Origin of the sequence: Candidatus Limnocylindrus sp. (assembly GCF_040397215.1) — a bacterium.
Lineage (GTDB): Bacteria > Chloroflexota > Limnocylindria > Limnocylindrales > Limnocylindraceae > Limnocylindrus.
Genome location: NZ_JBBAWK010000022.1, coordinates 1 through 11,065, shown reverse-complemented (window position 1 = coordinate 11,065; position 11,065 = coordinate 1). Strand labels below are relative to the sequence as shown.

Below are 11,065 nucleotides of genomic sequence, written 5' to 3'. Positions count from 1 at the left end.
GGATCAGCGCGAGCGACCGAGGCGCTTCTGGAAGCGCTCGACCTGACCGGCCGTGTCGAGAATCAGCTGCTTCCCCGTAAAGAATGGGTGGCAGTTTGAGCAGACTTCCGTCTTGAGCTCGCTGGTTCGCGTCGAGCCGATCGAGAACTTCGTGCTGCATGCAAGGCACGTAATTTCGATGGTGTTGTACTTGGGATGAATCTCTGGCTTCATCAGCGACTCTCTAGGCGTCTGGCGAAGCGACAACGTTGACGCGCTTCTTCGTGCGCGACGCGTGGTCGAACTTCACCGTACCGGTGACGGTTGCGTAGATGGTGTAGTCGCTGCCCAGGCCAACGCCGCGCCCTGCGGCGAAGGTGGTGCCGTGCTGTCGCACGATAATGCCGCCAGCGTTGATCTTCTGACCGTCGCCAACCTTCACGCCAAGGCGCTGACCAGCGCTATCACGTCCGTTGCGAACACTTCCGCCTGCCTTCTTGTGTGCCATGGGGGTCTCCTTCTCTCAGCGTTCGCTGCGTTACTCGGCGTCAGCGACCGACGTGTCGGCGCTCTTCGCTGCTGGCTTTGCGGTTGCCGGCTTCTTTGAGGCTGCCGGCTTCTTTGAGGCCGTCGCTTCGGCTGGCGCGCCAACTTTCAACGTTGCAGCAACTGCGGCGTCGGCCTTCGCCTTATCGGCGGCGACGGCGGCTGCGTCAGCCTGTGCCTTGGCGCGATCTGCTGCACCGGCTTCGTACAACGCCTTCGCGCTCGTGCCGTTCACGGCAACTTCGGTGACCCTGATGAGGTGCAACTCTTGGCGGTGCCCCTTAGTGATGCGGCTGCGCGCCTTCGGTCGATACTTAAAGCTGATTGTCTTTGGTCCGCGCTCCTGGCCAAGCACCGTTGCGGTGACCTTCGCGCCAGCAACAACGGGGGTGCCGATCTCCGTGGTTGAGTCGGTGCGCACAAGAAGAACACGGTCGAACGAGATCTCGCTCCCTGGGGTAGCGCCGGTCAACTCAACGTGCAGCTCGCTGCCGAGCTCCACTCGATACTGCTTTCCACCGGTCTCGATGACTGCGTACATGGTTCCCCTGTCCTTACTGCCTGTGCGCCGTACAGGCGGCGCCTGCTGGGCGAGTCGCGGTCTGACGGACGGGTCAGTCGCGGGAGGGGAAGTCTACGATCAGGGCTCTCCCGCGTCAACCGCGCCTCATTGTTACATAAGTGGCGATGAGCCCCCGTCGTGCACTCGGTGGCTCTGCACGAGGGCGAGGCCGAAGGCGAGCGAGATTGCGGAGGCTCCGCCGTAGCTCACAAAGGGGAGGGTGATCCCCGTAATGGGGGCAACGCCGAGGTTCATCCCAATATTGACGAGCGTCTGGGAGAGGACGACGGTGGCCATCCCTCCGGCAAAGATCACCCCGAACTCATCGGGGGAGGTCCAGGCGTGCCAGACCAGGCGCCCAACCAGAATGGCGAGCAGAGCGATCACAAAGAGGCCGCCAACCGCGCCAAACGCACGGACGAGCGCCGCAAAGACGAAGTCACTCTCTTGTACTGGGAGGGGGGTCAGGATCGCGGTGCCATCGGCGCCTGCGCCAAAGAGGCCGCCCCCCCTGATCGCCTCGAGTGAGCGCAGCAGTTGGTACTTCGGCCCAGCCGGATCGGCGTTCGGGTCGATGAAGGCGAGGAGTCGCTCCTTCTGGTAATCCGCCAGCACTACGACCCACGCCAGGGCGCCGCCAATAGCGACCAGGCTCGCGAGGGCAGCGATCCAGCGTGTCGCGACACCAGAGAGATAGAGGGCGCCAAACAGCGCCGCTACCAACACCAGCGCGGTGCCGAGGTCTGGCTGCGCCACGACGAGGAGGAACGGTGGAGCAACAATGGCGCCCGCCAGCAGTAGATCTTGCAGCCCGCCGCTCGCGCGGTCCGCCCGCGTGAGTGCTGTGGAGATGGCGACGAGCGTCAGGATCTTGCTGAGCTCGCTTGACTGGATGGCGAGACCAAAGATCGCGATCGCTCGGTTGTTCCCGCCAGAGTCGACGCCGTAGATCAGCGTGACGATCAGCAGCAGAATGTTTGCGGCGTAGAGCGGCCAGGCAAAGGTGCGCACCCAGCGCCAGTTCACCAGCGTTGTCACGCTATAGACGGCGATGGAGAGGAGTGTCCAAGCCAGCGAGCGCACGAGTAGCGAGCTCGGCGACAGCAGCTCTTGCCCATAGCTGCGTGCGTTGAGCCAGGCCATGCCGATTCCAGTCAGCGCTAGTAGCCCAACGCTGGCCGCAGCGATCCAGTCTACGCGGCGAAGGGCGGAGCCGAGCGGCGAATCGAGCCTATTCACCGAAGTGATTCCCGCGCGCCAAGAGCCCCGCCGAGCGATAGTCCCGCTTCAGTTCGTACTGCAACTGCAGGTAATACTTCGTCACCTCTTTTGCCGCATTACCAACAGTGTTGGTGCCATGCATGAAGACCACGTAGGCGAAGTCCGAGTCGCTCTTTGACCAATCGTTGGTTGGGGCGACGAAGCCGCCCATCCAGTTGTGAAACGGGAGTCGGCCAAGGCTGTCACGCACGCCGTATTGCGCGGTGCCGCTCTTTGCTGAAACGAAAAGTGGCATTCGGAAGATTCCTTGCGACGGCCCAGGGTTCAGCGCCATCTTGCGCCCTGCAAGGCGCATCTCGCGATACGTGGACTCCCTCATTCCTACGACCGCATTTACTACCGGTGCAATCGGCGTGATGCTTCCATCTGGGCTCGTGATGTGGAGCACAACGTGTGGCCTCCAGAGTGTCCCGCTATTTGCAAGCGCGGCAAACGAGTTCAGTACCTGGATGGGCGTTACCAAGTCATATCCTTGGCCCTGTGCCGATTGGAGCACCTCAGCGTTGTAGAGACCGCGCTTGATAGTGGCGCGCGCCCACGCCTGGTCGGGGACGAGCCCCGAGATTTCACTCGGTAGATCGATACCCGTTGGCGCGCCGAAGCCCCATTGTCGACCGCACGTTGAGAGGCGATCGATTTTGATCAGTCGTGCTAGTTGAAACGTGACCACATTTGAGCTCCACGAATACGCTTCAGAGGGTGTCAGTGAGCCACCGAATCCCACACGATTCCACTCATAAAACTTCTCACCGTCCACTTCGAGATAGGCAGTGGATTGGAATCGTGATGTTGGTGTGACGAGGTTGTTGTTCAGCGCACAGGAGTACGTGACAAGTTTGTACGTACTCCCTGGAGGGAAATACGAGCCAACCGTATGGTTCAGCAGCGGTGAGAATTTGTTCGCAAGGTATTTCTGATATTTCGCGTTGCTGATCCCTGCAGAGAAATCATTATCGTCATACGTTGGGAGTGAGGCCATCGCAATGATCTCACCGTTCTGTGGATTCATTGAAGCGACGACGCCCTCCTTGGTGCCCGAACCTTTGAGTCCCCACTCCAGCGCGGTCGCTGCCCGCTGTTGCGCCTCAATGTCGATGGTGAGAGTTAATGAAGATCCGTCAATGGGAAGTTTGGTTACGCCAAGAATTTGCACAAGGCGACCCTTTGCATCGACCTCAACTTGGCGAACTCCCGGCGCACCGCGAAGAGTCTCCTCATAAGTGGCCTCAACGCCTGCGCGCCCGATGAAATCAACGACGGTGTATCCCGCTGGAGCAAGCGTGCTCGCCTCAACTGCGTCAATGCGGCCAACGTAACCCACGATGTGGCTGATGAGTGTTCCGTACGGATAGACGCGTCGAGCCTCAACAATAGTCTCCACACCAGGCAGGCTGGCGCGCTCTTCATTGATGAGCCGCGCTGTGCGCTCGTTCACATTGTTAGCAACGCGAATTGGCTCCCAGAGCGAACCGGTACTACGATCGAGCAGCGTGATGATGCGCACGGGATCCATGTTCAAGATCTCGCCGAGTGTTTTCACAACACTCGCGCGAATGGTGAGTGAGAGATCGCCAGGCCGAATTTGCACCGCGTACACTGCCACATTTTTTGCTAGCACTCGCCCACTGCGGTCATACACCAGCCCGCGCGCCGGCGTGATGAGCTCTTCAACAATGCGGTGCCCACGCGCCACGGTACTCGTTGTGCCCGACGAGGTCGACGCGCCAAACTGAATCAGCATTAAACGCCCGCCGAGCCCTCCAAATGCCATAAGAGCTATGAGCGCGACAGCGAAAAATCGCAGGGGGCGTCGGCGGCGAACCTCTCGATTACTTGGCCCGCCACCACCAGGATAAACCTGAGGGGGTGTCATATTGTTTCGTTACCCGCGAAGGGATTGGTCAAACTGGTAACCCCTGCGCCGGCGCTGCCCAAACCACGCCAGGGTGATGCCGGCTATAAGGTTTAAGACGAGCGCGAGGGAGTTCTCGCCACTACGGCCACCCCCGCCATTGCTGAGTAAAAAGATCGTCACGCTGCTCGCTGCCAGCCCAAAAAGGAGGGCGACGAATCTCTTGAGGAGCAGGGCGTCGCCAGCACCACGAATTTGGCTCGCAACCAGTACGCCAGCGATCATCACAAGGCTCGTGAGCCCAAGTGGTCGCAAGAGGGTGACGTCGATCGTCAGCCCGGCGAGGGTCGCGGCGGTCAGCACGAGCGTGCGCCGATCAGCTGAGGCTGTAACAATCAACAGTACGATTGGCAGGTTGATCGCGCGCTCCAGCCCGAGTTCGGGCAGGAGCCGCGCCTGAATGAGCGCGGCAAGCACGATTCCGAGCACGTAGCCGAGTTGCTTGTTCATTGCCTCAGGATACTCCCGCAGGCGCCTCGGCGCACCCCCCGGTCGAACCGCTGTTGTTCCACGTGAAACATGCCTCACGGAACTCCGCCGTAGCCCCCTCCTGCTACGATAGGAGCGTGAATACCACCTCCCAGCACCCTGCCACACCACACGCGCCGATCATCGTGTGTGCGAACCAGAAGGGCGGGGTTGGCAAGACCACCACTGTGCTCAACCTCGCCGCTGAGCTCGCCCATGCAGGGCGCCGCGTGCTCGTGGTCGACCTTGACCCTCAGCGAAACCTCACCAGTGGCCTCGGATTCACCCTTCCTGAAGGGGCGCCGACCGCCTACGACCTCCTTGTTGGGCGCCGACCGGCGACGGAACTGGCCCAGCCGACCTCGATTCCGAACCTCACGCTCATTCCGGGCTCTGCCGATCTCGCCGGGATCGACGTTGAGCTCGCCACAGGAGACGAGAGTGGCGAACGCCAGCTCGCGGTCGGCCTCCGCACCGCAGGGGATGCCGAGGTGATCCTCGTGGACACCCCCCCTTCGCTCGGCCTGGTCACCGTGAGCGCCCTCGCGATCGCTGATGCCGTGCTTGTTCCTGTGCAGTGCGAGTACTACGCCCTGGAGGGGCTCTCGCAGCTCATGGCCACGATTCGCCTCGTGCGCGAGCGCCTGAATCCCGCCCTGGAGGTGAATGGCCTCCTCTTGACCATGCTTGATCCCCGCACGAAACTTGGCAGCGACGTGGTGCGCGAGGTGGAGAGCCACTTCGGGGATCTGGTCTATCGAGCCCGCGTGCCGCGTTCGGTACGCTTAGCCGAAGCGCCAAGCCACGGGATTGCGATCCGAAGTTACGCGCCAGGCACCTCGGGTGCTGAATCGTACGCACAAGCTGCAGCGGAATTCGATGCCCGGGTGTTCAACGGAACCCCTGTAGGCGCCAGCCAGTAATAAGGAGGGAGCATGGTGAAGAGGGCCAGCGGTCTCGGGCGAGGCCTCGGCGCACTGATCCCAGAGGCGGCGAGCGCCGTGGGGGCTACGCGTGCAGGCGCGCTGGAGATTCCGCTCAGCAAGATCAAACCGAACCCATATCAGCCGCGCACAGAGTTCTCGACTGCTGAGTTGGCACAACTCGCCGAGAGCATTCGTGAGCATGGGGTGCTGCAGCCCATCGTTGTAGAGGAGGGGCCGAACGGCTACACGCTCATTGCAGGTGAGCGACGTCTCCGTGCCTCAAAGCTTGCAGGAAAGAGCACGATTCCCGCCGTCGTGCGCGTTGTTGGTAATCAGTCACGCCTTGAGCTGGCACTCATTGAGAACGTTCAGCGTAGTGACCTGTCGCCGATTGAAACGGCGCACGCCTATCGACGTCTCGCCGATGAGTTTGGATTGACGCAGGAGCAGATTGCGGTGATCGCCGGCAAGGCGCGCACCACTGTTGCAAACACGCTGCGCCTTCTCGATCTCTCTGCAGATGTGCAGACAGAGGTTGCCGCAGGGCGACTAAGCGAAGGGCATGCGCGCGCACTCGTTGGACTCCCAGAATCAGAGCAGGCATGGCTCGCGCGCACCTTTGTGCGCGATGCAGTTACCGTGCGTGGTGCAGAGGCGGCCGCGTCAACGGTGCGTGGTGCTGCTCGCGGTACAGTTAGCACGAAGCGAATGCCTGGCGCAGTGCCAAGTGGAGAGCTCGCTGCGCTGCAGCGCGATCTTGAGGGGCATCTCGGCACTCCGGTGCGCGTGAAGCCTGCTGGCAAGGGCGGACAGATCGTGATCGATTACTACTCAAACGAAGAACTGCATCGGCTCGTAGAGCAGATCAAGGGAGTGAGTGAGTGACCGAAAAGAAGAGTGCCGCAGTCGCAACGGGTAGCCGCGTAAAAAAGGTATCTGGCGACTACGGCGCATCCAGCATTCAAGTTCTTGAAGGACTTGAAGCGGTACGCAAGCGTCCGGGAATGTACATCGGCTCCACCGACGAGCGCGGTCTGCATCACCTTGTCTACGAAGTCGTCGACAACTCTGTCGACGAGGCGATGGCCGGGCATGCAACGCGCATCGTCGTGCGCATCAACAAGGATAATTCCATCACCGTCGCAGACGATGGTCGCGGCGTTCCAGTTGGTAAACACTCCACCGGAAAAGATGCTCTTGAGGTTGTGCACACGGTGTTGCATGCCGGCGGAAAATTCGGCGGCGACGGCTACAAAGTTTCTGGTGGACTGCACGGTGTCGGTGTCTCGGTCGTCAATGCGCTCAGCATTAAGCTGCGCGTTGAGTCTGCGCGTGACGGATTCGTCTGGTCGCAAGAGTACGAGCGCGGCGTGCCACGCACTAAAGTCGTGAAGGGGAATCCGTCGGCTGGCCGACGTGGAACCCTCACCACCTTCTTGCCGGATCCAGAAATGTTCTCGAGTACTGAGTACTCGTTTGAGACACTGGCAAATCGTCTGCGCGAATCCGCGTATCTCAACAAGGGCCTTTGGATGACGTTGATCGATGATCGCGCCGATCGCGAAGCAACCTTCTACTTCCAGGGTGGCATCGTCTCGTTTGTGCGCCACCTCAATCGCAAGCGCAAGGTCACACACGATCGACCTGTCTACATCGAAGGGGTGGAGGGGACGACCACCGTAGAGGTCGCCTTCCAGTACCAGAGTGACTCATGGTCCGAGACACTCCTTGCCTTTGCGAACAACATCAACACCGTTGACGGTGGAACGCACGTCACCGGATTCCGCGCCGCGCTCACCAGCTCGCTGAATGACTGGGGCCGCAAGAACGGTGCGATGAAAGACAACGATCCAAACCTCACCGGTGAAGATGTGCGCGAGGGCCTCACCGCGGTGATCAGCGTGAAACTTATCGATCCGCAATTCGAGGGCCAAACGAAGGCGAAGCTCGGCACCGCCGAGATCAAGGGGATCGTGCAGACAGCCGTGAACAAGGGCCTGACGCAGTTCCTTGAAGAGAATCCTTCAGATGGTAAAGAGGTGATTCGTCAGTCGCTCAACGCGGCGCGTGGACGCGAAGCGGCGCGCAAGGCGAAAGAGCTCGTCATGCGCAAGGGCGCACTTGAGGGGAGCGCACTCCCTGGCAAGCTCGCCGACTGCCAAGAGCGCGACCCAGCCAAGTCTGAGCTCTACATCGTGGAGGGTGAGTCGGCCGGTGGTTCGGCGAAGCAGGGTCGCGATCGGCGCTTCCAGGCGATCTTCCCGCTGCGCGGCAAGCTGCTAAACGTTGAGAAGGCGCGCATCGACAAGATTCTCGGCAGCGACAACATTCGCACGTTGATCATGGCGCTCGGCGCCGGCATTCAGGATTCCAGCATGGAAGATTCAAACGGCCGCTTCGACATTACGAAGCTGCGCTACCACCGCGTCATCATCATGACCGATGCCGATGTCGACGGGGCGCACATTCGAACGCTGCTGCTCACCTTCTTCTATCGCTACATGCCGGCCATCATTGAGGCGGGCTACCTCTACATCGCCCAGCCGCCGCTCTATCGCGTGAGTACGGGCAAGGAGACGAAGTACGCGTCAACCGAGAATGAGCGCGACGAGGCGATCGCCTCGTTCAAGACGAAGAACGTCAGCGTGCAGCGCTTCAAGGGCCTCGGCGAAATGAATGCCGAGCAGCTCTGGGAGACGGCGATGAATCCCGACAACCGCGTCTTCTTGCAGGCGCGTATTGAAGACGCCTCCGTGGCGAACGAGATCTTCGAGATGCTGATGGGCGAGCGCGTTGAGCCGCGCCGCGACTTCATTAAGGCTGAGGCCCACAAGGTCCAGAACCTGGACGTATAGGAGGCGATGGGAGCATGAGCGACGAGGCACGGGTGAGCGTCCGTTCGATTCGCATCGAAGACGAGATGCGAACGAGCTATCTCGACTACGCGATGAGCGTGATCGTGGCGCGCGCGCTCCCCGACGTTCGCGACGGCCTCAAGCCGGTACACCGCCGCATCTTGTACACGATGGGCGAGATGGGCCTCTCTGGCGGCTCCGCCTATCGCAAGTGCGCCGCCATCGTCGGCGAGGTGATGGGCAAGTACCACCCACACGGCGACGGCGCCCTCTACGACGCACTCGTGCGACTCGCACAGGACTTCTCCATGCGTCATCCGCTCGTTGATGGCCAAGGAAACTTCGGTTCGGTTGACGGCGACTCTGCCGCTGCGATGCGCTACACCGAGGCACGCCTCACCTCAATCGCTGGTGAGATGCTCGCCGACATCGATCACGAAACTGTCGACTTCACGCCGAACTACGACGGCACGCAGAAGGAGCCGAGCGTTCTCCCTTCGCGCCTACCGAACCTGCTCGTCAACGGCTCCTCTGGTATTGCCGTCGGCATGGCGACAAACATTCCACCGCACAACCTTGGCGAGATCGCCGATGCCGCCATCGCCCTGATCGCCGACCCCGAGCTCTCCGTCGACGATCTCTGCAAGTACGTCAACGCGCCAGACTTCCCAACCGGCGGCATCCTCTATCGCTACGACACCATCAAGAATCCACTCACAGGCGCAACGGAGCGCATTGATGCGGTGCGACAGATGTACGCGCACGGACGCGGCCGCGTTGTTGTTGACGGCGCGACGCACTTTGAAGAGGCGTCGCGTGGCGATCGCACAGCGATCATCATCACCGAGCTGCCGTACCAGGTAAACAAGGCGTCGCTCGTTGAGAAGATCGCCGACCTCGTCAAAGAGGAGCGCCTCGACGGCATCGCTGATCTGCGCGACGAGTCTGACCGCGACGGCATGCGCGTCTACGTTGAGGTCAAGAAAGATGCTAATCCACACAAGGTGCTCAACAAGCTGTTGAAGCTCACCCCGCTGCGCTCTGCATTCAGCATGAACATGCTCGCGCTCGTCGATGGCCAGCCGCAGACCCTCTCACTGAAGTCGGTGCTGCAGCACCACATCGACCACCGCCGCATCATCGTGCGGCGCCGCACCGAATACGAACTAAAGAAGGCACGTGAGCGCGCCCACATCCTCGAAGGGCTCAAGATCGCCCTCGACAATCTAGATGCGGTGATCAAGACGATTCGTGCCGCAGCCGATGTTGATGTGGCACGCACCCATCTCATGGAGCGCTTCAAGCTCACCGAGCTGCAGGCGCAGGCGATCCTCGACATGCGTCTTGCGCGCCTCGCCGCCCTCGAGCGCAAGAAGATTGAGGACGAATATCTCGAAGTGATCAAGTTCATCGCCGAACTCGAAGACATCCTCTCTCGACCGGCGCGCATCTCCAAGATCATCTCGGATGAGTTCGCCAAGCTGAAGGAGAAGTTTGCCGATCGCCGTCGCACCAAGATCGCCCAAGATGCAACGCGCGAGATGTCAGACGAGGACCTGATCGCTGACGAAGATGTGGTGATTACCATCTCTGGCCGTGGCTACATAAAGCGGCAACCGCTCACCACCTATCGCCAGCAGCATCGTGGCGGCAAGGGCGTGATCGGCATGACGACGCGCGAAGAGGATGCGGTTGCCACACTGCAGGTCGCGAACACCCACGATTACGCCCTCTTCTTCACCAACAAGGGGCGTGGCTTCAGCGCCAAGGTGCACGAGATCCCTGACGCCTCGCGACAGAACAAGGGGATTCCGATCGTCAATCTTCCAGGGGTGCAGGTGGAGTCGGGTGAGACTCCGGTCGCCACGATCATCCTGAACGGCTTCACGCCTGGCAGTTACCTCGCCTTCTCCACCAAGAAGGGGATCATTAAGAAGACGGCGATTGAGCAGTTCGAGAAGGTGCGCTCGACCGGCATCATCGCCATCACCCTTGATAAGGGTGATGAGCTCGCCCAGGTGATTCAGACCTCGGGTGAAGATGACCTGGTTATGGCCACTCGCCAAGGGCGCATCTGCCGCTTCCACGAGCGCGAGGCGCGCGCCATGGGCCGCACCGCGGGTGGCGTGATCGGCATTCGCCTCGCCCGCCAGGGTGACCTTGTCGTTGCCATGGCCGTGGCGGAGCCTGGCGCCGACCTCCTTGTCCTTACGGAGACCGGCCACGGGAAGCGCGTCCCTGTAGGCGCCTTCGCTCGCAAGCACCGTGGCACCCAGGGCGTCCGCCTGATCCCACTCGAGGGGCGGAAGACCGGCCCAGTTGTGGCCGTGCGTCAGGTCAGCGAGGCCGACGAAGAGGTGATCTTGATCAGCGCCGAGGGGCAGGTCGTGCGCACCAAGCTCGAGAGCATCGCCACTCGCAAGGACGGCAGTGCCCAGGGCGTGCGGGTAATGACCCTTCGTGAGGGTGACAAGGTCGCTGGGATCGCCGCCTTCCGTACGGGTCTGGCAAAGCGCAACGGCACAGGCGACAATGA

10 protein-coding genes are annotated in these 11,065 nt (G+C 61.1%); 4 read left to right on the top strand and 6 right to left on the bottom strand.

All coding sequences use genetic code 11. The features are described from left to right. Positions 1-3: 3 nt before the first annotated feature. From rpmE to AC3LCN_RS05310, 6 genes are all read right to left on the bottom strand, one after another. Positions 4-213, bottom strand: a complete 210-nt coding sequence (rpmE, locus tag AC3LCN_RS05335; protein WP_488649037.1) for a 50S ribosomal protein L31 — start codon at positions 211-213, stop codon at positions 4-6. 10 nt (positions 214-223) lie between these two features. Further along, positions 224-487, bottom strand: coding sequence for a 50S ribosomal protein L27 (gene rpmA, locus AC3LCN_RS05330; protein ID WP_445843682.1), 264 nt, complete (start codon positions 485-487; stop codon positions 224-226). A gap of 30 nt (positions 488-517) precedes the next feature. After that, on the bottom strand, positions 518-1,066 hold the full coding sequence (gene rplU / locus AC3LCN_RS05325; protein ID WP_488649036.1) for a 50S ribosomal protein L21: 549 nt from the start codon (positions 1,064-1,066) through the stop codon (positions 518-520). 132 nt (positions 1,067-1,198) lie between these two features. Next, positions 1,199-2,326 carry an FtsW/RodA/SpoVE family cell cycle protein gene (locus tag AC3LCN_RS05320; protein WP_488649035.1) on the bottom strand — a complete coding sequence of 376 codons (1,128 nt, stop codon included), beginning with the start codon at positions 2,324-2,326 and terminating at the stop codon, positions 1,199-1,201. Further along, a complete protein-coding gene (locus AC3LCN_RS05315; protein ID WP_488649034.1) occupies positions 2,319-4,109 on the bottom strand; it encodes a penicillin-binding transpeptidase domain-containing protein in 1,791 nt (596 codons plus the stop codon). Before AC3LCN_RS05315 ends, AC3LCN_RS05320 begins: the two co-directional genes overlap by 8 nt. Before the next feature lie 141 nt (positions 4,110-4,250). Beyond that, on the bottom strand, positions 4,251-4,730 hold the full coding sequence (locus AC3LCN_RS05310) for a hypothetical protein (protein WP_488649033.1): 480 nt from the start codon (positions 4,728-4,730) through the stop codon (positions 4,251-4,253). 116 nt (positions 4,731-4,846) lie between these two features. Here AC3LCN_RS05310 and AC3LCN_RS05305 point away from each other — a divergent pair, with 116 nt between their 5' ends. From AC3LCN_RS05305 to gyrA, 4 genes are all read left to right on the top strand, one after another. Further along, positions 4,847-5,671: a ParA family protein gene (locus AC3LCN_RS05305; RefSeq protein ID WP_488649032.1), complete on the top strand. Its 825-nt coding sequence runs from the start codon at positions 4,847-4,849 to the stop codon at positions 5,669-5,671. 12 nt (positions 5,672-5,683) lie between these two features. Then, positions 5,684-6,559, top strand: a complete 876-nt coding sequence (locus tag AC3LCN_RS05300) for a ParB/RepB/Spo0J family partition protein (RefSeq protein WP_488649031.1) — start codon at positions 5,684-5,686, stop codon at positions 6,557-6,559. Next, positions 6,556-8,529 carry a DNA topoisomerase (ATP-hydrolyzing) subunit B gene (gene gyrB, locus AC3LCN_RS05295; RefSeq protein ID WP_488649030.1) on the top strand — a complete coding sequence of 658 codons (1,974 nt, stop codon included), beginning with the start codon at positions 6,556-6,558 and terminating at the stop codon, positions 8,527-8,529. The genes AC3LCN_RS05300 and gyrB overlap by 4 nt, the downstream gene beginning before the upstream one ends. 14 nt (positions 8,530-8,543) lie before the next feature. Beyond that, on the top strand, positions 8,544-11,065 hold a 2,522-nt coding region (gene gyrA / locus AC3LCN_RS05290), incomplete at its 3' end, for a DNA gyrase subunit A (protein WP_488649029.1).